Genomic DNA, 21,981 nt, shown 5'->3' with positions numbered 1-21,981 from the left:
GATGGAGATTTAAAAATGAGTAATATTCCAAGTAGTCAACAATTAGAAAATTTTATGATTTATGGTCGCGTGGGTAATTTTACATTGGCGGCTAAACAAGCGAATATTACACAATCAGCATTTAGTTTTCAGATGAAAAATCTAGAGACCATGCTTAACGTAAATTTGATCAGTCGTTCCAATCGCGGCAGCAAATTAACACCAGAAGGTGAATTCTTTTTTAAAAAGCTCAGCCAGATAATGCCAATGCTGGCAGAAGCAATCTACGATGTCCAACACTTAAATGGTGGAAAACCTTTGGAATTAAAGATCGGTGTATTGACATCACTCGGTGATGTACTGATGAATCAACATATTTCATATTTTCATGAGAATAATTCAAATATATTAATTACCGTTTATAATATGGAAGAAGAAGATCTTCTGACGTCCTTAACTGATGATCGTATTGATATTGTTTCTACGTTTTTGCGAACAGATCTTACTGTAAAAAATTATGAAAAAGTTTTATTTCGCCTTGATGACGTAGTTTACTATGCACCTAATATTCCAAAAATAAAAAATACCGTGAGCTTGCAGCAAATGGAAACTTTACCGCTGGTGCAATACCCATCACACTCTTTTATGAATGGGATTATTGAAAAATATTTTCAGCACAGCCGTAAAATATTGCCAGCTGCTGCACGTTTAGCTACACCATATGCTATTGTTCATTACTGTCAACAAAATCCGGCTGGTGCTTTACTGCCGAAAAGGCTCTTACGAGCGTTGCAAATTGAAGACGGTTATTATGAAATGGAATCGCCTTTGCAATTAAAAGCTTATCTTTTATATAAAAAAGAAAATCCCAAAAGTAAAACAATGCAGGTATTCATTGATTATATTATTAATTTAAATCGCGACTTTTGTTAAGTTTTCAACAAAAACCATATAATTATGTTTCAGCATATAAAAATACTATAAATAGATAACTGCTATAAGTGTGGATAGATTAGTTTTACTTATAACAGTTATCTATTTATTTTGTTATACAAAGGCATAAATTTGGTATATAGTAAATGCCTATAGAGAAGACACTAGATTATATGGATTCTCTAATGCCCGATAAGGTTCAAACAAAAGCGAACCCATTCAAGCATATTGTTGAAAAATTTATATAAGGGTGATTTTAAAAATGGTTAAAGCTAGTTTGTGGACAAAAAATTTTCTGATTGATACAATTGTTAATTTTTTCATTTATTTGGTATATTATTTATTAATGGTTATTATAACAGTATTTGCAACGAATAATTTACATGCTTCCCTCAGTGAAGCTGGATTGGCTTCCGGTATTTTTATCCTAGGAACTCTTTTAGCTCGTTTATTAGCAGGACGATCGATTGAAACGGTTGGTCGAAAAAAAATGCTTTATGCTGGCATGTTTTTTTATTTTCTGACTACACTTTTTTATTTTGGTGCCAACAGCTTAATGATTTTATATGTTATTCGTTTTTTCAGCGGCATCGGCTATGGTATTGCTTCTACGGCAACAAGTACAATCATCGCGAATATTATTCCTACAGAACGTCGTGGTGAAGGAATTAATTATTATGGCTTAAGTACAAGTATAGCCGCCGCGATGGGACCATTTTTAGGGATGTTTCTCAATCAGCATTTTGATTTTACGTCCATTTTCATTTTTTGTGCCGTTTTATTGGGTCTTTGCGTTCTGGTATGCTTCTTTCTGGATATTACCGAAATTAAACTTACACCGCAGCAAGCGGCACAAATGCACGAGTATAAAATTAGTAATTTTATCGAGTTAAATGTTTTGTCTATTGCGAGCGTCGGTGTATTTATGGGACTTTGTTATTCCAGCGTTTTGAGCTTTTTAGCAGCTTATTCCCAAGAAATAAATCTTGTAGGAGCCGGTACATTTTACTTTGTTGTTTATGCTCTCGTCATTACGGTTTCACGACCATTTACCGGTATTTTATTTGACAGAAAAGGTGAAAATTTCGTTTTGTATCCATGCTATATTTTTTTAGCGATTGGTTTATATATGTTAAGTCAGGCACAAAGCAGTTTTTTAATGTTACTTTCAGGTGCTTTTGTCGGTCTGGGTTATGGTACTTTCATGTCGAACGGACAGGCAGTCTGTGTCAAGTTATCGCCAGCCCACCGCATGGGTATTGCTACATCAACTTATTTTGTGGCTCTTGATTTTGGTTTGGGTGTAGGTCCATTTCTCTTGGGCTTTTTAAGACCTATGATCGGTTTTCCTGGAATATATATGCTAACAGCTATCATTGCTTTAGCTTGCATTGTTCTATACTATGTTCTATACGGAAAGAAAGCAGGTAAAGAATTCGCTCGTATTCGTAGTGAAATGGCGAATTAACAATTTAAAAATAAGAATTTGTACTATAAAATTTTTAAAAGTTCTTACAAAAAATGCATCTTTACCAATAAGGTAAAGATGCATTTTTTAGTAAGTAATAATCAATTATGCGAATAGACCAACAGCATAACCTGCAATACCGATAACAAATAATCCTAAAATAATTACAAGCGGATTCAATCCTTTTTTAAGAAGGTACATGCAGATAAATGTCATTAAGAGCGGAACAATGCTAGGCATTAAGCTGTCAAGTACCGTTTGAATCGTGGTCACAACTTGTTTGCCATCACTGGCAACATAGGTTGATAAAACAAAAGGCATATTTACAGTCGTCCATTTGGCAACAAGTGCCCCCATAACTAAAAGTCCGAGAACCGAAGATCCTTCTGTTAAATATCTAAGTTTATTACCACCCATATCTGTAACGAGTTGTGTGCCTTTGGAATAACCATACATAACACCATACCAGTTTGTGGCTAAACGGATTACGTTAAAAGCGATAAAGAAAACCAGTGGTCCGAGCAAACTACCTGTAAGTGCAATACCAGCTCCCAGTGCTGCGAGTACTGGACGAAGTGTACCCCAAAAAATAGGATCACCAACACCAGCAAGCGGTCCAATCAGGCCGATCTTCACGCCACTAATAGCGCCTTCACTAATGTCGGCACCATTTGCTTTTTGCTCTTCCATCGCAGCGATAATCCCCATAATTGGTGTTGCCAGAAATGGCTGTGTGTTAAAAAATTCAAGATGACGTTTTAATGCAGACTTTAATTCTTCGCCTTTATAAAGTTTTTTCAATGCCGGGATCATTGAAACACAAAACCCGATAGCCTGCATTCTTTCAAAATTGAAGGAACCCAATAAAAAGTTGGAACGAATAAATATAGCAACTAAATCACTTTTAGTTAATTTTTTTTCAGCCATGATACATCCTCCTTAAATAATTACATTAAATCTGAGTCATCGATTGTATTGTCGCCGCCTGTACCCGAGTTTAACTCACGAGCCAGTGACTTTACATGGAAATAAGCACAAATTAAACCAACGGCTCCAAATCCGATTAAATTGATGTTTGTAAAAACGGCTAGTAAGAAACCTAAAAAGAAAAATGGCATCAACGATTTAGCATTCATCATATTGATAACCATTGCATATCCGACTACAACGATAAACCCACCAGATACTTGCAATCCACGCGTGATTACTTCAGGAATCGATGCCAAAAGTGCATTAACTGTATCCGTTCCTGCTACCATACCAACAAGTGCAGCTGGTACTGCAACACGGATTCCCTGCAGTAAAAGTCCCATAAAATGACACATTTCAATGCCGCGAGTACTACCTTCCGCTGCATATTTATCAGCAAGATGTTGAAAAAATACGGTAATGGTTCGAACAAAAATAGTTAATACCTGACCAGCTGCTGCGAGTGGTATAGCAACAGCAATACCAGCACCAATGGATTGATGCCCAACAATGACAAGAATAGCCGATATAACACTAGCTAATGCTGCATCAGGAGCCATGGCGGCACCAACATTCATCCAGCCAAGCGCTAACATTTCCAAAGTACCACCTAAAATAATACCAGTTGTTATATCACCAAGGACAAGACCTACCAATGTGCAAGATATGAGCGGGCGATGAGTCTGTGCCTCATCCAGCACGCTTCCCATACCAGAAATTGCAGCAACAATAATTAATAAAATAAGAGTTCCAGTTGTCATGAAAATCGCTCCTTCTTTTGTTTAAATATCATAAATTCATAGATTTTAATTTTTCTATGACATTTATTTTAGGGTCTTTAGCGAGTTGGCGCAGTTCGAGTTTAACGCCTTTTTCATCAAGCTTTTTCAAAGCTGCGATATCCTGTTCATTAACAGAAACGGCTTGTGATATCTGTGTTTTTCCATCAACATACCGCATACCGCCAAGATTTACACTCTCAAAAGGAATACCAGCTTCAACCATACGCAATACATCGGTTGGATTTGTAAACAGAAAAAATGTATTGAAACTATCATATTTCGGATTGTTAAAAGCTTCAATTGCTTTTTGAATAGGAAGAATATATGCCTTAAGCCCGGGCGGTGTAACTTGTAATACAAGTTGCTTTCTTAGTTCATCTTTAGCTACTTCATCACTACAGCACATAATACGATTACAGTCATACGCTTTTACCCATACCGTAGCAACTTGTCCATGAATCAAACGATCATCGATTCTAACAAAACTGATTTTCATTTTTTTGACCTCCGATTAAAAATCTTACTTAAAATTCCACATGAAATTTTTGGGGCTGCTTTTTGATTATCTTAATTTACAGTTCATCTTCAACCTGCTCAGCTAATAATGTACGATGAAAAAAATTCAAACCGGAATGTCCGGCCGCGATTGCTCGATTTGTGACTTCCAAGATTGATGTTTTTTCAGCCAAGGATTGCAAACTCAGCATATCAATCAGCATGGGAAGATTCACTCCTGCCGCAATACCATAATCATCGGATTCCATTGCAACACGACAAGCTGCGTTATACGGACTGCCGCCAAACAGATCATTTAGAAAAATGACTCCATCTGTCGTATCCATTTCAACAATAGCCTGTTTGTATTCTTTGACTAAATCTTCCACCCCTTTTCCCGGAATAAGATGGATGGCTTTGATATTACTTGCTGGGCCAAAAATCATTTCAGCCGTTTTTAAAAGTTCTTCAGCAAAATATCCGTGTGTTCCTATAATGATTGCCAGCATAAAGCAGCCTCCTATACACCTTTCAAGACAAACTTTGATTTGTTATGAAAGCTTTAAAATAACGTACACTATTTATTGTCGCAAGTAGCATGCCAACTTGTGTGTCACATCAAAAAAGGCTATTTTTAGCATGTTATCTTACTATCCTATCCATAAAAATGACACACTAAATTCAATCGTGACATTCTATAAACGGGATTACAACATACTAAAAATAGCCTAAACGGATAATCTTGACTTATCTCTATGAAAAATAATAATTTTATATCATAGAAGCAATAAATGCCTTTTCATCTCTGGTTAAAACAATCTTAATTGTTTTTTCGAATACTGTTGCTGCCATATTGACACACTGTAATTTTTGCGTGTTAATCGGTGGATATTCTTGTTCATCGTAGACCAGACCCGTTTTCATGATCATTCTTTCTAAAGCACACCCGCAATGAACCAACAGACGAATTCGCTGTGGATTTGTCAATTGATAGCCAAGGTGAGATTCTAACAAACTATCAAATTTTAATAGTGTGTCAAGAATTTTAGCCGGATTTAAATAGGTGAGCATTTCCACTAAACTTTCTTCACAAAAACTACGTAAAACCAAGTTTTTAGGTGGTGCCTTTCGTGAACCTCCAATACCAATTAAAGTTCGTAAAATATTTTCAACTTCACCATCAATTACCTGTTCTAATGGTATAAATGGAATATCACATTTTGGATTTGCAACACCAACAACTGCGATGATTCGATATTCTTTCGATATTTCTGCTATAGATTCCTGTACTTTATAAAGTCCGACTGGTAGTACCTTGATTGGGCGCGGCGTAATAGTCGGCAAGATATTTTCTAGAATTTTTTGCAGTTTTTCGGCTGTTCCTTTGCCTGATGCGCAAATCGTAACAATGACCTCAGGATGTTTAACGTGTTCTGCGGGCAAATCTTCAGCACTGCTTTCATAGCCTTTGAAATTGTTCAGCGAGTCATAAACCGCATTCAAACTAATCCCCGCTACATCAGCTTTACGTATAGCTTCTAATACTAACGGCGTAGAAACCATATCCAGCATTTTAACGGGAATTTTAAGTTGTTCTGTGATCATCGGACCAAAATTAATAATTGACCCCATATCGGCTAATAATAAAATTCCCTTATGGCAATTCATAGTTTGGAGACGTTCCATTATTTTACTAAATATCACCTGCGGCTGTACCTCGATTGGCATATCAAAAACAATTAAATTTTTCAACTGCACGTTCAAAAGCTTCTGTGCCACATCCGTCATAGAAGTAGCCGTATGAACCCCATGCATAACCACAATGATAATGATTTTTTCATCATCATCTTCTTCTTTTAATGAATTAAGCAGCATTGCAAAGTATTCTATTTCTGCCGGAGGGACTATTATATGATAGTATTCTTCAATTTTTTGTTTAATTTCCATCGCCAAATGAAATTCTTCAGTATCCTTACTTACGGTACCTTCAATTGCATGACTCGAAAGCGGTTGCTGTGATTTGATTCGCTTAAAAAACACGCTTAAGTGAAGGCTAAAAGCATAAAGAAAACGATCCAGTGAACTTATCTTTAAGTGTTTTTGAACAATCGTAGCAATCTCTTCGGTAAAATCGATTAAATCATAATCAATGATTTTTAGCAAACGGTCCTGCACAGACATATTAAAATCATCTTGTTGATTGCAAAATGATTTTATATAAGCATTAACATCTGCGGCAATAATCTGTTTAATAACTGCACTTTGAATGTTTTCACTTTTAAGCGTCTTTATTTTTTTATCGACGAGATGGTATAAATTAAAGGATGTATCTTCTGTTTCTTCCATCGGAAGTTTTTGGTCATTTGGCGAGATAAACAACGCTTCGTTAATATATTGGCTCACAAGAGCCAATTCTCGTCGATTGGAGCTAAGTGCTAATAAACCAGATTTTACAGAAGCCGGAAGAAGTTTAAAGTCAATTTCTATATAATTGGGATTATCAATACCATTCAAAAAAGCTTGCGCACATAATAATTTGATATTGGACTTCATCTGTCCAACATTACCGACTCCTATATTACCAATCAACGCTTTTAATGCTTCCACGCTAATCTTTACGGGTTTTTGAATCGAATGAACCTCATTTGCCAGCAACAATTTAATGATATCAAGTTTTTCCTCCATTGACCGATCTGCTAAAGGCTGGATTTTTATAATGCTGGGGATACGACGGATAAATGTTTTGGTAAGAACAGAATCAGGATTTTCTGTTGTCGCTCCAATAATGAGGACTGTTGCTTGACGACTTCGCGTTGTTTCGCCCAATCGATTAAAAGTTCCTGTATCCATAAAATAAAACAGCATTTCCTGCCCCTCAGGAGGTAAACGATGAATTTCGTCAAGAAATAATATTCCATTATCTGCGGATTCCACCAAACCAGGTTTCGCACTGTCAGCACCGGTAAAGGCTCCTTTGATATGACCAAAGATATGTGAAATTAACAACTGAGGGTTGTTATAATAATCCGCACAGTTAAAAATAATAAACGGAGATTGCTCACTGAATTTCCCGATTGTTTTACCATACTCATACATCATATGGGCAAACAAGGTTTTCCCCACACCTGTCTGTCCGACAATCAGCGTATGTAAACCATGAGGCGGATACAAAATCGCTGCCTTAGCTTGTTCAATTTGTTTTTTCAAGCTGCCATCCGAACCAATTAAACAATCAAATCCACTTTTTTGTATGGTAAGTTTTTTAGCAGAGGTTACACCACTTTCAACTGTAGCTAATTCTTCAATTTCAAGAGGTAATGTCACGCCCTTGGTCTGTTCAAATATTTCTCTATCAAAATATAAAACAGGACGTCCAGAAAACTTAAGGATTTTCCCATCTCGATACAAGTTATTCAGTTCACGACTGACATTACTTCGCATAATCTGCAACGCTTGCGAAATCTCAGCAGCTTCAACACCAATCCTGCCTTGGATCTCTTCGCTTGAATAAGACTTAGATCGTTCTTGTATATATTGATAAATTTTATCCATACGTTTCATAGTGTCACCTCTTTCATTATTTTTTAAGTTGCTGTTTCTTTTCAGCATTTCACAAAGCTCTTAATTTAATCAATATGTATCGCATGATACTGCACTGTTAAAAGATTCCTGATACATGAATGAACCATATCTCTAAAGGTATAATTAGTCCCCTTTTATTCATCGATATAAGACGTCTCTCGAATCAGCGACTTCGCACATAATTCATCTCTATGGGTTTTTATAAATATTTACATTTTTTGTTGCACAAAAACAGACGGCTAAAACCAACAATATAAGTTAGTCCAGTCGCCTTATAAAGCTTCTAACATTTGCACACTTAAATCATCGCTATGATTTGCTATCGCAATATTAGCAAGCAGCAAAACTTACATATTTACATCTTATACAAAAATAATTAAATTTTATACAATTATAACCCTTTAATGCTCTTATTTCAAGTAAAAAAAAATGATATAGGTATGGCTTTTGATTGCCAATCTATATCACATTTTTACGTTTTTTATTTTATATAAAAATCAAATCACATCAATCAAAATATCACGAAACCTAGAATATACTCCGCTCAGATAGATCCTCATTGAAAAATGATTTCAACTTATGATACTGCGCTTCTATTTGCTGCGGCACATCGACATGGGCAATGTAATTTTTTCCACAAGGACCATAGCCATTCATATCATCTTTCAATCTTGGTATCTCCCCCATAATGAGCTCTAAATATCTTTGTTCATTCCAAATCCCATTGATGTCTTTATTTATCAGTTTTAAGTTATGATCTACAACAGGAACAAAGGGTGCATAGTTTAGAATTTGCACGTGTTGATGCTCCGTGTATTTCAAAAAAGATGCATAGGTTCTGAGTTGCATCGTAGGATCTTGGATTAAAAGGAGTGCTCTGTATTTTATATTTAATTGATCTAAAAGCGCAATTGCTTTGAATGCATTATCGCCACAATTCGTAGATTTATTTTCTACTAGAATCTTATTCGCGGGAATATGATAAATTTTAGTCATAATGTCAAAAAAAATATCGCCTTCGGCTCGATTTGCAACTTCAATATCAGCAAATTTTTCATTTTTTCTTATCTGTTGTCTTAATATTTCAGTTGAATGTCCAATGCCGCCATTAATGAGAATTCGATCACATAGGTTATTTTTATATGCAGTTGCTGCACATTGAATCGTATAGGGAATAGAGTTTCCTAATAACACCAATACATCGACTTTTTTTAAGCCAGCGACCTTTTCTAAAGCTTTATAATCTAAATCATCAAGATCTCTCACCGCCAGAAAGGCAGATATTTCATTAACAGCCTGTTGAATTTGTTCCGTATTCATCTTATCATCTCCATACATTTTGTTCTGTAGCAAATACATTTCCCCTTCAAGCTAATGTATATATACTACTATGAACAAACCTCTACCCAACAATTTAAAATATACCCGGTTCTTTTATTCACTGAATTTAAAACCTAAACCTGAGTTTTTAAATACTCGATTTTCCTCCCATATACATTCTTAAAGGTTGTGGTATCTTAATGTTCCCATCTGCCGCCAGATTATTTTCCAAAAATGCAATCAACATACGTGGTGGTGCCACAACCGTGTTATTCAGAGTATGCGGGAAATATTTTTCATTTGTCTTGTTTTTAATACGAATACCAAGCCGGCGTGCTTGTGCATCACCTAAATTAGAACAACTTCCAACTTCAAAATACTTTTGTTGCCGTGGAGACCATGCTTCTACATCAACACTTTTTATTTTTAAATCTGCCAAATCACCAGAACAACATTCTACAGTACGTACTGGGATATCCAAAGATCGAAAAAGATCAACTGTATTTTTATATAGTGTTTCAAACCAACAAAAACTCTCTTCTGGTTTGCAGACAACAATCATTTCTTGTTTTTCAAACTGATGAATTCTATATACACCACGTTCTTCAATCCCATGAGAACCAACTTCTTTTCGAAAGCAAGGAGAATAACTCGTTAAAGTCTGTGGGAGTTGGTCTTCACCTAAAATTGTATCCATAAACTTTCCAATCATGGAATGTTCACTAGTACCAACCAGATATAAGTCTTCACCTTCAATTTTATACATCATATTTTCCATTTCAGAAAAGCTCATTACGCCAGCTACTACATTGCTGCGTATCATAAATGGCGGAATATAATAGGTAAACCCTCTATCAATCATAAAATCTCTCGCATAAGAAAGAATCGCTGAGTGTAACCGTGCAACATCACCACAGAGATAATAAAAGCCAGTTCCACTTACTTTTCTTGCACTATCAAGATCAATACCATTCCGTTTCTCCATTATATCCACATGGTATGGAACTTCAAAGTCAGGCACAGCAGGCTCACCAAAACGTTCAATTTCTTTATTTTCACTATCATCTCGACCTATGGGGACCGACGAATCAATAATATTGGGGATTTGTAACATTTTACCCTGAATTTGATCAAAAAGTGTTTCTTGTTGTATTTTCAAATGTTGCATTTCTTCCGTGACAGCAGCAACTTTTATTTTTTTTTGTTCGACTACAGTTCTTTGACTTTGCTCCATAAGGATACCAATTTCCCGACTTATAGAATTTCTCTGACTTCTAAGAAAATCTGCTTGACCTTTAGCTTCACGAAATTGTCGATCCAATTCAATGATTTCATCAACCAATTGTAATTTATCATATTGAAATTTCTTCTTAATATTGTTCTTTACCAATTCTGGATTTTTTCGTAAAATTTTTATATCTATCATGTGTTTCCCTCCTAAATTTATCTATTTTTTATAAAAAAATACTCCCCCCGACCATATAATTTTATTATATGGGACGGAAGGAGTCCGCGTTGCCACCCAAATTGCCAGCATCTAGTCTGACCACTCAAACATGCTATAAAGGGCATGTCCCTTCGATTCATCATCGATAGCTCAAAAAGCGGAACAGCTTAAACTCTCTTCGGTTCACACCAAATCACCGATTCTCTGCCCAGAGTTATAAACTATATCTTTTCTCATGGCCAAGTATACCAATACATTTTCCTCATTATACACATTCTGATCTTTATTTTCAACCTTATTCTTTTTTATCACAATTAGATAAAAATTACAATGAATGGCTTCTTATAATGAACAACTTTCCCATATCTCTTTGCGACAAATACATTGACATTATAAAATTTCTTTTATAAACTGGCATTGCCCTTAGTGAGTTATTTCTATTTTAACGAATCTTTCTTATAACATAAAAAAACGATTTAAAATAACCTGCACTACACGAAAAGAGGTATTACCGTGAACTATCAAAACAAAGAAGAATTACTCGTCGAAATAAAAAAGAGTTATCACCTTTTTGATCAAGAATTTGATACTGTCCCTGCAGAAAAATTCAACTTACATATTGAAGAAGTTGATAAGACCCCACAAGAAATGCTTGCCTATCAAACAGGCTGGTTAAATTTAATTATGGAATGGGAACAAAGTGAACTAGACGGTAAACTGGTTATTACTCCATCCCCGGAATATAAATGGAATCAGCTTGGATTACTCTATCAATCTTTTTATACAAAGTATGCAGAACATTCTCTTGACGAATTACGTCTTTTATTTAAAAATAGCGTAAACGCTTGGTGTAATTGGATTGAGCTTTTAACTGAGGAAGAACTTTTTACACCAAATATGCGAAAATGGACTGTAACGAAAGCAAATTGGCCGCTGTGGAAATGGATTCATATCAATTCTGTTGCACCGTTTAAAAACTTTAGACCCAAAATTAGAAAGTGGAAAAAAAATATATATACTAATATTTAGACATATACTAATTCCATCGGCAATCTTCCAAGTAGTATTTACATAAGCTGAGTATCATCTTTGCATAAAATTTACTTTATAAAAAAATTCTGACTAAGCTGCGGCCTGTTTTTTTATACTGGATAGATAACGATCAATAATTGCTTTAATATTGGGTTCCAGCGAAATATCCTTGGTAATTGGATACAGTCGACCTTTATGCCCAATTAATACCCATTTTCCTTCTTTCTTTTCGAAGGTTAAATCGACTCGTCCCAAATATATATTATCCTCGCCGCCTGCTTGCACAATAGGAATTCCGCCTGTACGATAAATAGGCTGACTGATAACATAATGGTCATCTGCACCAACAATCAATGCAACACCACGATCCGCTAACTTCATATCCATCTGTACATCAGCAGACAAACCCGCATGTGATAAAATAATCTGAATATCTGATTGGGCTTGCACTTCAGGCAGTAATTTTTGAGCTGCTTCTACTGGATTTTCAACCACCTTATTGACTGCCTGTGGATAGTTTTTCACCTTTATTGATGAAACACCCAAAATGCCAATGTTTAAGCCTTGCATAGGTTTTATCGTATAAGGTTTTACACCTGGCAAGTATTGATCATCCGCTGTTTTAATATTGGAACATAAGGTAGGAAACTGTGCCTGCTTTACCAAATTATAAAGTTTCTGATCCGCAATAACAGGATCTGGATCGCCTTTAAATTCATTATTGCCAAGTTCCCAGGCATCATAATGCATAGCATTATAAGCTGCCATTTCCATCTCACCATAAAAAATTTTATGATAAGGTCCGCGCGTATAAAGATCACCTGCATCTACAAGCAAAACATTATCAGTCTCAGCTCGTATCTGCTTAATAAGCGTTGCTTTTCTAGCCAAAGCATACGGATCATAATCATGAAAATCATTGGTATGGATAATGGTAAGATGATAAAATTGCGGTTGTTCCTTGGCAAAAGAGACTTGACTTGATAAACTCATTAGAATAATTGTTCCTACCAGCAAAACAATTTGTTTTATATTAAAATATCGCATTTTCCAGGCCCCCTTATTTATTATAAAAAGCTTACCATTTTTATAATGATTTTTGTGTTATTATTTTATTAAATTTGCGTAAATTTGAAAGAATGAAAATTATATACCTTTACAGCAAATCTTCAAAAGTTAAACTTTTACAAAAACGCTTGCATTAGAGTTAACTCAAAGTATTATTATATATATATTAAATAAATTACGACTAACTTATAAGGCTGCCAGGAATAGTTAATGCAACTTATATAATATAAGAGTGTAGTTTGGTTATTAAGGAGTGATCGTTTATCCATGAAACATCGTCTTAGTTTTTTCATATTTATTGGCATAATTGGCATGGCAGGAGGTCTTGGCGAATGGTTTATGTACCGACAAGGGTTATCATTTTTACAGCCGACCTGGACACTCGCTATTTTTTTGCTCGCACCTTTGACTTTCGTTGTGCCAAACGTTGCTGAAAAACATTTGCCACGTTTACTAACGAAACTATTATCGATCATTGGTGGTTTTTGGTTTATTTTTTGCTACTATTCGTTGGGCTTTTTGCTGCTATATTTTATTTTCTCTGGAGTAAGCTTATTGTTCCCGCAAGCAATGGATTGGAAAATAGTTTCGCCTTATTTTTCTATTGGATCGTTTCTCTTCATTGTAATCGTGATTACGCTGGGCACATGGAATGCTTTTCATCCAGTTTATCGAAAAGCCACTCTGCTTACGAACAAACCTTTACCTAAAAATATCCGTATTGCCTTTATTAGTGATATACATCTCGGAACTATTTTAGGGAAAAACTTCAGCAAAAAACTCACTGGAAAAATCAATACCATACAGCCTGATATCGTGATTTTAGGTGGAGACATTATTGATGGTAACCTTGAATTCGTTCTAAAAGACAAAAGCTATGAAAATCTAAAAAAAATCAAGTCTGCCTTGGGAACCTATGCTGTATATGGCAACCACGATTATTATGGCGGCGATATAAACAAAGAACAACAAATTCTAGCTCCTACTATTCAATTTTTAAAAGATAAATCTGTTTTGATTGAAGGTTTGATCCAGATTGTTGGTTTAGATGATTTCATTTTCAATCCTAGAAATAAAGTTCCTCTACAAGATAATAAAATTCTTAATATCCTTGTAGATCATGAACCATGGCGAATTCGTGAAGCCGCTGCTGCTGGTTACGATCTTTATTTGGCTGGTCATACCCATGCCGGACAATTTTTTCCACATCGCATAATTACAAAAAAGATATATGACTTAGATTACGGCAGTAAAATGTTTGGCAATATGTTAACAATTGTCTCAAACGGCTACGGCTTTTGGGGAATTCCGGTGCGGATAGGGCCTGCTCCCGAAATTGTAATCATTGAGATAAAGAATAATTAAAAATCGGTCTATGCCAGAAAATGAAACTCACTAGCATAGACCGATTTTTTTACATTTTTTTTGCTTCTTCTAATATATTTAAAATTTCCTGGCCATAATTTTTGCCTGGAACAGCCCATTTACCATTTAAACCGACCCAGGTATTTATCTTACCAAAAATCTCCGGATGTTTGTCTTTAATTAATATATACCGAGGATCTACAAGTTTTTTTCGCGGCGAACGAGTTGTTGCATAAGCCAAAAGATGTTGGATATGAGCCCGTATACCATCTTTGGGTGTTGCAAAAAAAACACCTTGTACTCCGCCACCGGTCGTCCCTAAACCGCAATAATTATTCTGCGTGGGAATAACATCTTTGCCATAGGCAAAACAGCCAGTTTCCTTGATAGCTTGGCAAAGTGCCAAATCAGCACGCACACCTTCCGTTTTACCTTCTTCATAATAAAGACGAACCAATTCCTCGATACTACAATTTAGTTTTGTTCCTGGATTCTTATTTTTGATATAGGCGATCATTTTTTCCGGCGGCACTTCTGTCTCTCCTAAAATCGTAATTTCCTCCTGAATTTTGGGCTGTTCACTTGGTTTTTCTTTTATTTGCCAATAAATAATTCCTAAAGCAGTAGCCAAAAGCAATACAACCGCCCCGATAAATTTCTTTTTTTGTATCAACCTCATACATATACTCCACCCTATCATCAAAAGTCACCTATTATAAGAAGCAGGAGGCTTTGATTTTTATTGTATTTAAATCCTATCACAAGACAGCATTTAAATACAGGAAAAATGAAAGCCCCATAACTTATTTGCTATACAAATAACCCTGCTTTCTTAGAAAAAATAGCCTTCAATCCGGAAATTTCTCCCAAAATCAACTTGTAAATTTCCAAAAACAGGAGTAAACTATAAAAGTATTCTAGTTTATCCAACGGGGACGTAGCTCAGCTGGGAGAGCACCAGGTTCGCAATCTGGGGGTCGAGAGTTCAATCCTCTTCGTCTCCACCAACAGTAACCACAAAAATTATACATTTATTTGTGTAATTTCGGTATAAAAACACGAAGTAATCTACTTTAAATCAGATTACTTCGTATTTTTTTGCATAAAAGTGTATTCAGAAAACTCAATTTTATTTTCATTTATTTAAAGATAGTTCCTGTTTGAATAATAAAACAGATTATTCAGATTTTTATAATATTTTTTCTTTTTTTCGTCCTTGAAAATGCCGCAGTTCATCTCTGCTAATTGTATAAACCTTTTTCGTGAAATCATGCCTATAAAAAGAAGGGACGAGATTCAGAATTACCTGAATCTCGTCCTCATATACAAGAACCTTCTCAACATATAAATTGATTAATTGTTTCATTTCTATAAGAGTTTTATTTCTAAACATCATTCTAGCTTTAATAAAGCATTCTTCTAACTCTCGCTTATCTGGAATATTAATACACAGCGCTGCTTTTTCCTGTTCCAGCCGCCCTTGCAACTCGAGTTTATCATGCTCAATTTTCTCAAGCTTTGATAGCAATAGGTTTTGTTGAAGCTTATCGACGCCGTCAGCCAAAATGTCCGACAGATTACCCTGCTTTTTCTCACAATCTTGAATCATTTTTTCCAAACGATGCAGCGTTTCACTTTTCTCCATGTTCTTTTTCCGAATATACTCTTGGAACTGATCCAAAACAATTCCAACCATGCGCTTATTGAAAATTGCATTCTCAATTTTTTCCAGTACGAAAGACTCCACGTAGTCACGATTAACCTCGCGGTTCTTACAGGCTGAAACTGTACGTCTCCCCCGGTTATTGCAGCGATACGTAATATTCGGTCGTCGATTCCCTACAGAGTTTTTTCGATTCCCCACATAAGCACAGCCACACGTTCCACAAAAAATCTTTCCTGCCAACAAGTATTTTTCTTTATTACGCTTTGATTCGTAACTGTGATGTTTACGACGTTCCAATAACTGCTGCACTCGATCAAAATCGTCTTCAGATACAATTGCCGGTACACCACCTGGTTTGATAATCATATCCTCCGGTGAATTTTTCAAATGAGAATTTCTCTTATTTGTATAGGGATCACGACCAGCCGTCCGGTTGTAAACATACCATCCCTTATATTTCAAGTTGTGTAATATCTCGTATAAAGAATTTTTTCCAAAATCACGCTTTGCTTTTGTCTTATAGCCATCACACTTGAGTTTCAAAAGAATTGCATTATATCCGCTACCATCTAAGACCATCTGAAAAATCAACCTTACCGCAATTGCTTCCTGCTCATTAATCACGAGTTTACGCGTTACCTTATCCACATCATAACCTAACGGCGGTGACCCTCCTGTGTGTCGGCATTTTAAAGCATTTTCTTTTAACCCCTTTCGAACCTCACGTGCCAAGTTCTTACTATAAAATTCAGCCATTCCTTCAAGCACAGATTCCAATATAATGGATTCTGGTCTATCTTCGTCTAACGGCTCCAACACGCTTAACAATGAAACCCTGTTTTTGCGAAGTTTCATACGATAAATCATGCTATCACTACGGTTACGAGCAAAGCGATCAAGCTTGTGCACCAATACCAATTGAAAAGCACTTTTAGCTGAGTCTTTAACCATTCGCTGAAACTCCGGTCGGTCATCAGTTGTAGCCGATTTAGCGCGATCAACATATTCTTCAACCAACACAATGTCCTGTGCCTTCGCAAAAGTTTGAATAGATCGAATCTGTGCATCGATTGACTCATTCCGCTGATTATCACTAGAAAACCGGGCATAGAGAGCCGCCTTAAGCGGCTCTCCACGCGCCTCCTTCCTTAACCGATCAATAAGACTCATGAGGCAGCCCTTCTTCCCTCGGCATAAATCCTTGACATGATTTTTAAAATAATTTTTTCAACCGGAAGATCAATGGATTCGATAATCTGTTTCTCTACTATCGGAAACTCCGTCTTTCGCTTATGCGGAATAACAAAACACTTTTTCAATAGTTGCATATCAATTCCTCCTTGATAATAAATTTCATAAATTGATCTAAATTCTAGTAGTAACAATGTCCATTTAGCTACTTTGCAAATGATTTAAAAATCACCAGCCAATCTGATATAACTTTTCAAGAAGCTTTTTTTGTGAATTAGGTAATTTTCCCAATCGCAATTCTCGTTCGCTGAAAAACTTGTCGACAAAACTACTCACAACCATCATCGGAATTGGTGGCTCTTCATCTTCTGCACTATAACGTTGGAAAAAGCGCCGCACATATTCTCTTCTGGCTACAGCCAAAGCCTTGTCCTCTGTACCACACCATACCGCAATTGCATAAACAAGCTTCTGCGATGCCAATACCGTTATCAGCTCTTCAATAGTAGAAGCAATAGCAAAACCATTAATGCCACTTATTGCCCAAGTGCCGTAGCTGATACCATCCACTGAAATAAGATTTTTAGGGTTAATCATATTATCTACTCTTGTTTCTATAGCGTAACATCCTGCAGATACAGGCGGAACAACCAATTTTTTGCACTCACTTGACTGCTGCATGTAATACATCCGTGATGACCCTTGTCGTGCCAAAAAATGTAAAAGCTCAACCGAGTCTGATGAATACACCACACACGGATAATCACGCCTAAACATTAATGCATTGAACAAATTGTTATAGCTCTGGCAAAGTGCCAAGTTTTTTATAGAGACAACTAAAAATTTCATATCATTATTCATAAAAGTACCCGCCTTTATAATATTATTTATAAAAATCCTCTAGTGTTTGTTTTAGCTTACTAATATTTACAACTAAAACACTCATCATGCTGCCATTCATCTTGACGCGTTTAAAATAACGATTTCGAATAGCACCATGTCCACTTCTTTGTGCAATGTAGCCTTCAATAAGCCCTAGTTCAAAAAGCTTCTTATAAATACCCGTACTATCAGAAAGCAGGGTCTTTCCTGCCAATTGTATTGCCGTCTTTACGCCAATAAAAATTTTATCAGGATCAAACATATACCGTTCTTTGTCATAATAGCCAAAGTATTGTTGGCTACCACTTTGCTCATATTTTTTTCTGGTTTCAGCAATAGTTATTACCCCAGAGGCAATTCCCTGTTCCAAATACTGCAACCATATTTGGTACGGTTCAGCAATTACTGCAGTCTCCTGATTATACATGGCTACTGCAATTAAGACTTCTCTCCAAACCTGATACGTAGATTCTACTTCATCTTTGGATAAGGCTCCCACTTCTAGCCCAAAGTTCATTACAAGTTTTGCAACTGTCGCCAATAATTGAAAGTTTCTTTCAGCACGCTTGAATTTAATCTTTAATAAGGGTTCTTCAAATGCTGTAATGAACGCCACTGAGTCTAAATAATTTGCTTCTAAATAACGAATCCAGGCCCCAAAATACATTTGCATCCATGAATTTTCTTTATCACGTTTTGCTATCCGACTATTTTTTTGATACTCTAATAGGATATTAGAATCAAAACTGTCTCGATTAACCTTTGTGGTTACATATCTGAGCGCCGATGATTGCTGTGATCCTAGGTCTTGTTCCGCAGTTATAACACAACCGCCCAAAACACTAATCGATTCAAGTTGATTAAATGTAGCATCTGATTTTGATCTCCCTACTCCATCGCCAAAACAGCGTAATACATTTTCAAACTTCTCTATTGCACCTCGATCTTGGCTAGAATAAATATCGTCTAGCAACATCACCTTATTTTTAGCTTTTTTTCTGTACAATTCAATAGCTCTAGGTGTAGACTGAAAATTCAAGTACTCATCATTCATAAACGGTAAAACTAAAGTTTTGGCAACTGATGTTTTTAATGAACCAGATTCACCGATGCAAGCCAAAACAAATTGCAGATCTCGCCCAGCATCTTGAAACAACTTAGCAGCATGGGCTAAATGCACATACAAAAACAAAGGTAAAATGGGTTGCAAAGTTGATACTACGTCAACTTCTCCATCATTATTTTTTATAGGTCTCGCAACTGTCAAAAATGATATTCCTTTTTGATAGACAGATACAAAATCTTCCTTAGAAATATATGGAATGTATGTTTCCGAAATACAGGTTGGCATGGATGCTGACAAATACTGCATTGCACCATCAACTAAATACCACCCATCAAAATGATACATCTTAGTTGTTTTTTCCACCTCTTTTTGTGAAAACAAATCTGCTATATATTCTCTGAAATACGCCTTAGAATTTTGTTTTTGAGCAGCATTCACGCATAATTGCGGATATTTCTTCAGAATCATATCCAAAATAGTATCAGTTTTTTCCGACTCTATTATAAATGAATGAGCTTTCCCAACGACAGAAAATTTGATCATATCAACTTCTGCTAAATTTTCATATATATGAACTTGTTTTTCTTGTAATTCAATCTTGAAATTGCATAGTTTTTGAATATCACCATCATTCCATAGACACAGTTCTTTTGAGGTTTCATAGAATTTTTCACCAACTCTATGTCCCAAAGAATAATCCATAGATGTTCGCCGTTTTCCATATCCTCCGCTTTGAAAATGCAACTTCAGTCCGTTTTCTTGAGAATAGTCAACTATATCAACATACTCATTTTTTATCTCTTTCGGTTTTTCATAGGGATTCTCATACAAATCAGGCTTTATTGCTATAATATCTGCTATCTGTTCCAATGCTTTTGCACAAGTATAGGGATTAGTTTCTAATTCAAACTTCAACTTTTCTTTTTGCTCTTTCTCTGCCATTTTATTTCAACTCTCTTTCACATAACTATTTAACCGGCTATGAAACCAAGTATAACAAATAATATGGTTAAAATTTTTTTTATTCTCTATGCTATTTTTTCTTCAAATTCCTTTATTTTCAATACTTTTATCTTTTTATCAAAATATTCAAATTTTATTGCGTAAATACTGGTAAGCTCTGAATAAACCACATAATATTTTTTTAATCTATAAAAATTTTCAATATTAAGGTATAATTATTTGCGATTTTACAAATTCCTTACTATTTCTAAGAAACGAGGCGTCTTATGAACAAGCAACTTTTTCATCTTAACGTAATTTTTAAAGACTATCTAGAGTCTGGTTATTCTTCTATTCCATACTCCATGCGAGAAAAATTTTTAGCTTTGATGCTATCAGATGAAGACTTAGAAATTATGGCATGCCATCAATTAGAAGTGCTTGAAAAATATAAAGAGTTTCAAAAAAAACTATTTGCAAAGGTTACAGTTTCTTTCAGAAATGACATTGCTGAGCTTCAACGCTCTATTAGTACTTCTTTATACTCCATACAAAATGAGCTAGATAAAATTAGTACCTTATTTATAGATGATCCAAGCTATAGCACCATACAAGAAAACGCTGATAAAATCAAGGATCTTCTATCCCATATTAATCAAGATATTCAAAATAAAAAATGCAACGTTTTTACTGATCGTACCAATAAATTTAAAGAACTATTATCTTTATTAAATAATATAAAAAAGCAGCCTTTCAAAAATCAAAATGATGCCATCGCACTTTCCAAAGTTTTAAAATACAAAAATGAATTAACTGCTCTTGATTCAGTGAAGGTATCTACTAGTATCCCTATCAAAGACATATGTGATAAACACCTCTCCCGATTGAAAGAAGTTAACGTTATTTACCATGAGATTTTATCTATACAATATTTACTGTATCCATGTTTAAATGAAGAACAAATATTTGCATTGAGTTTTATCAATGCAAATATCCTATCAACTTCACAATACTTGTCCGATCTTATAAAAACAAGACTTTCACTATACTGTAGACTTCATAGCTGCACCCTTTCTTTACCATCGAAAAGGGATTTACCTTTTAAGTTATACCAATTCAATAAAACTGGAGCAATCATTAACTATACACCTTTAAGTTATTATACATTAAGGACTATTATAAAAGACTATTTGGCAAATCCACAGCTTACTCAAACGACAGATATTTTCACCAATTTCACCTGTGACGCCATCCCTTTAACATCCAATTTAGAACAACACCTTGATACCATCCTATCTATTACCGCTGAAAGTTATCTTTTCTGTGATGATATTCCATTATTAACAACAAAAAAAACACCTGTTTTAAATCTTGATATGATAATAGCAAAATTAGGCATCCGAAAAAAAGAATTAGCTATGCTTTTAAAAACAGATATTTCTTATTTTTCAAGGAAAAACAATGGGGATTGTTTATGGCATAATGAAATAGGACAAAGTTGCAAATAAAAATCCCCACTTATGCAAAACAGAATTCCTCAAAAATGCAAAAAGCCATTGCGAACAAGAACCAAATAACCTACCCTTATTAGGTGACAAAACACTAACGGGGGAGGACTGGAGGATGCTCACAATGACCCAAATTGATTATATCAGAAAAGCGTTCTTTGAGGAAGGTCTCAATATTTCACAAATTGCAAAAACCTTTTCTTGTGATCGCAAAACGGTGCGCAAGTATTTGGCAATCGAAGATTTCAATCAACCATTCCCTAAAGCAAAACGCGTAACCGAACAA

General features: G+C 35.3%; 18 protein-coding genes and 1 tRNA gene. 6 read left to right on the top strand and 13 right to left on the bottom strand.

Annotated features, from left to right (window positions below; genetic code table 11):
* Window positions 1-15 precede the first annotated feature (15 nt).
* Together BMY14_RS15675 and BMY14_RS15670 are read left to right on the top strand one after the other, a co-directional pair.
* Complete coding sequence (locus BMY14_RS15675; RefSeq protein ID WP_091833835.1) at window positions 16-912, top strand: LysR family transcriptional regulator; 897 nt, start codon at window positions 16-18, stop codon at window positions 910-912.
* A gap of 262 nt (window positions 913-1,174) precedes the next feature.
* A complete protein-coding gene (locus BMY14_RS15670; RefSeq protein WP_019553643.1) occupies window positions 1,175-2,380 on the top strand; it encodes an MFS transporter in 1,206 nt (401 codons plus the stop codon).
* Between the two features lie 105 nt (window positions 2,381-2,485).
* Here the strand turns inward: BMY14_RS15670 and manZ are convergent, their stop codons facing one another.
* From manZ to serS, 7 genes are all read right to left on the bottom strand, one after another.
* Window positions 2,486-3,307, bottom strand: a complete 822-nt coding sequence (gene manZ, locus BMY14_RS15665; protein WP_091833832.1) for a PTS mannose transporter subunit IID — start codon at window positions 3,305-3,307, stop codon at window positions 2,486-2,488.
* A 20-nt stretch (window positions 3,308-3,327) separates the two neighbouring features.
* Window positions 3,328-4,110, bottom strand: coding sequence for a PTS mannose/fructose/sorbose transporter subunit IIC (locus BMY14_RS15660; protein ID WP_091833829.1), 783 nt, complete (start codon window positions 4,108-4,110; stop codon window positions 3,328-3,330).
* A gap of 28 nt (window positions 4,111-4,138) precedes the next feature.
* Window positions 4,139-4,627, bottom strand: coding sequence for a PTS sugar transporter subunit IIB (locus tag BMY14_RS15655; protein ID WP_091833826.1), 489 nt, complete (start codon window positions 4,625-4,627; stop codon window positions 4,139-4,141).
* Between the two features lie 76 nt (window positions 4,628-4,703).
* Window positions 4,704-5,135 carry a PTS sugar transporter subunit IIA gene (locus BMY14_RS15650; protein WP_091833823.1) on the bottom strand — a complete coding sequence of 144 codons (432 nt, stop codon included), beginning with the start codon at window positions 5,133-5,135 and terminating at the stop codon, window positions 4,704-4,706.
* Between the two features lie 262 nt (window positions 5,136-5,397).
* On the bottom strand, window positions 5,398-8,187 hold the full coding sequence (locus BMY14_RS15645) for a sigma-54-dependent transcriptional regulator (RefSeq protein ID WP_091833820.1): 2,790 nt from the start codon (window positions 8,185-8,187) through the stop codon (window positions 5,398-5,400).
* Between the two features lie 549 nt (window positions 8,188-8,736).
* Window positions 8,737-9,561, bottom strand: a complete 825-nt coding sequence (locus BMY14_RS15640) for a YdcF family protein (protein ID WP_245741447.1) — start codon at window positions 9,559-9,561, stop codon at window positions 8,737-8,739.
* Window positions 9,562-9,676: 115 nt separating this feature from the next.
* Complete coding sequence (serS, locus tag BMY14_RS15635; protein ID WP_091833815.1) at window positions 9,677-10,954, bottom strand: serine--tRNA ligase; 1,278 nt, start codon at window positions 10,952-10,954, stop codon at window positions 9,677-9,679.
* Between the two features lie 534 nt (window positions 10,955-11,488).
* Between serS and BMY14_RS15630 the strand changes: the two genes are divergently transcribed.
* The gene (locus BMY14_RS15630; protein ID WP_218144919.1) at window positions 11,489-12,004 is read left to right on the top strand and encodes a ClbS/DfsB family four-helix bundle protein; all 516 of its coding nucleotides are present in this window, start codon (window positions 11,489-11,491) and stop codon (window positions 12,002-12,004) included.
* Between the two features lie 93 nt (window positions 12,005-12,097).
* Here BMY14_RS15630 and BMY14_RS15625 read toward each other — a convergent pair whose 3' ends face one another.
* On the bottom strand, window positions 12,098-13,054 hold the full coding sequence (locus tag BMY14_RS15625; RefSeq protein WP_091833810.1) for a bifunctional metallophosphatase/5'-nucleotidase: 957 nt from the start codon (window positions 13,052-13,054) through the stop codon (window positions 12,098-12,100).
* A gap of 288 nt (window positions 13,055-13,342) precedes the next feature.
* Here BMY14_RS15625 and BMY14_RS15620 point away from each other — a divergent pair, with 288 nt between their 5' ends.
* Window positions 13,343-14,440 (top strand): metallophosphoesterase, encoded by a 1,098-nt coding sequence (locus tag BMY14_RS15620; RefSeq protein WP_091833807.1) that lies wholly within the window; start codon window positions 13,343-13,345, stop codon window positions 14,438-14,440.
* 49 nt (window positions 14,441-14,489) lie between these two features.
* Here BMY14_RS15620 and BMY14_RS15615 read toward each other — a convergent pair whose 3' ends face one another.
* A complete protein-coding gene (locus BMY14_RS15615) occupies window positions 14,490-15,119 on the bottom strand; it encodes a glucosaminidase domain-containing protein (RefSeq protein WP_091833804.1) in 630 nt (209 codons plus the stop codon).
* Window positions 15,120-15,371: 252 nt separating this feature from the next.
* On the opposite strand from BMY14_RS15615, the gene BMY14_RS15610 reads away from it, so the two are divergent.
* Window positions 15,372-15,447, top strand: a tRNA-Ala gene (locus BMY14_RS15610).
* A gap of 182 nt (window positions 15,448-15,629) precedes the next feature.
* On the opposite strand, the gene BMY14_RS15605 is transcribed toward BMY14_RS15610, so the two are convergent.
* The 4 genes from BMY14_RS15605 to BMY14_RS15595 form a co-directional block, all read right to left on the bottom strand.
* Entirely contained in the window at window positions 15,630-17,276 is a 1,647-nt protein-coding gene (locus BMY14_RS15605; protein ID WP_091833801.1) for a recombinase family protein, read from the bottom strand.
* Window positions 17,273-17,434 (bottom strand): hypothetical protein, encoded by a 162-nt coding sequence (locus tag BMY14_RS20650; protein ID WP_177177623.1) that lies wholly within the window; start codon window positions 17,432-17,434, stop codon window positions 17,273-17,275. Before BMY14_RS20650 ends, BMY14_RS15605 begins: the two co-directional genes overlap by 4 nt.
* Before the next feature lie 91 nt (window positions 17,435-17,525).
* Window positions 17,526-18,158 (bottom strand): hypothetical protein, encoded by a 633-nt coding sequence (locus BMY14_RS15600; protein WP_091833798.1) that lies wholly within the window; start codon window positions 18,156-18,158, stop codon window positions 17,526-17,528.
* Between the two features lie 22 nt (window positions 18,159-18,180).
* On the bottom strand, window positions 18,181-20,187 hold the full coding sequence (locus tag BMY14_RS15595; protein ID WP_091833795.1) for a hypothetical protein: 2,007 nt from the start codon (window positions 20,185-20,187) through the stop codon (window positions 18,181-18,183).
* Between the two features lie 287 nt (window positions 20,188-20,474).
* On the opposite strand from BMY14_RS15595, the gene BMY14_RS15590 reads away from it, so the two are divergent.
* On the top strand, window positions 20,475-21,695 hold the full coding sequence (locus BMY14_RS15590; protein WP_091833792.1) for a hypothetical protein: 1,221 nt from the start codon (window positions 20,475-20,477) through the stop codon (window positions 21,693-21,695).
* Window positions 21,696-21,981 lie beyond the last annotated feature (286 nt).

Source organism: Propionispira arboris (assembly GCF_900109225.1).
Taxonomy (GTDB): Bacteria; Bacillota; Negativicutes; order Selenomonadales; family Selenomonadaceae; genus Propionispira; species Propionispira arboris.
Note: the sequence above shows the minus strand (reverse complement) of the source record. Positions and strands in the feature narration are given on the sequence as shown.

Excerpts from the sequence above, each read along its gene's own strand:
- BMY14_RS15675 (WP_091833835.1), top strand. The coding sequence starts at position 16 with ATGAGTAATATTCCAAGTAGTCAACAATTAGAAAATTTTATGATTTAT.
- BMY14_RS15670 (WP_019553643.1), top strand. The coding sequence starts at position 1,175 with ATGGTTAAAGCTAGTTTGTGGACAAAAAATTTTCTGATTGATACAATT.
- manZ (WP_091833832.1), bottom strand. The coding sequence starts at position 3,307 with ATGGCTGAAAAAAAATTAACTAAAAGTGATTTAGTTGCTATATTTATT.
- BMY14_RS15660 (WP_091833829.1), bottom strand. The coding sequence starts at position 4,110 with ATGACAACTGGAACTCTTATTTTATTAATTATTGTTGCTGCAATTTCT.
- BMY14_RS15655 (WP_091833826.1), bottom strand. The coding sequence starts at position 4,627 with ATGAAAATCAGTTTTGTTAGAATCGATGATCGTTTGATTCATGGACAA.
- BMY14_RS15650 (WP_091833823.1), bottom strand. The coding sequence starts at position 5,135 with ATGCTGGCAATCATTATAGGAACACACGGATATTTTGCTGAAGAACTT.
- BMY14_RS15645 (WP_091833820.1), bottom strand. The coding sequence starts at position 8,187 with ATGAAACGTATGGATAAAATTTATCAATATATACAAGAACGATCTAAG.
- serS (WP_091833815.1), bottom strand. The coding sequence starts at position 10,954 with ATGATAGATATAAAAATTTTACGAAAAAATCCAGAATTGGTAAAGAAC.
- BMY14_RS15625 (WP_091833810.1), bottom strand. The coding sequence starts at position 13,054 with ATGCGATATTTTAATATAAAACAAATTGTTTTGCTGGTAGGAACAATT.
- BMY14_RS15620 (WP_091833807.1), top strand. The coding sequence starts at position 13,343 with ATGAAACATCGTCTTAGTTTTTTCATATTTATTGGCATAATTGGCATG.
- BMY14_RS15615 (WP_091833804.1), bottom strand. The coding sequence starts at position 15,119 with ATGAGGTTGATACAAAAAAAGAAATTTATCGGGGCGGTTGTATTGCTT.
- BMY14_RS15605 (WP_091833801.1), bottom strand. The coding sequence starts at position 17,276 with ATGAGTCTTATTGATCGGTTAAGGAAGGAGGCGCGTGGAGAGCCGCTT.
- BMY14_RS20650 (WP_177177623.1), bottom strand. The coding sequence starts at position 17,434 with ATGCAACTATTGAAAAAGTGTTTTGTTATTCCGCATAAGCGAAAGACG.
- BMY14_RS15600 (WP_091833798.1), bottom strand. The coding sequence starts at position 18,158 with ATGAATAATGATATGAAATTTTTAGTTGTCTCTATAAAAAACTTGGCA.
- BMY14_RS15595 (WP_091833795.1), bottom strand. The coding sequence starts at position 20,187 with ATGGCAGAGAAAGAGCAAAAAGAAAAGTTGAAGTTTGAATTAGAAACT.
- BMY14_RS15590 (WP_091833792.1), top strand. The coding sequence starts at position 20,475 with ATGAACAAGCAACTTTTTCATCTTAACGTAATTTTTAAAGACTATCTA.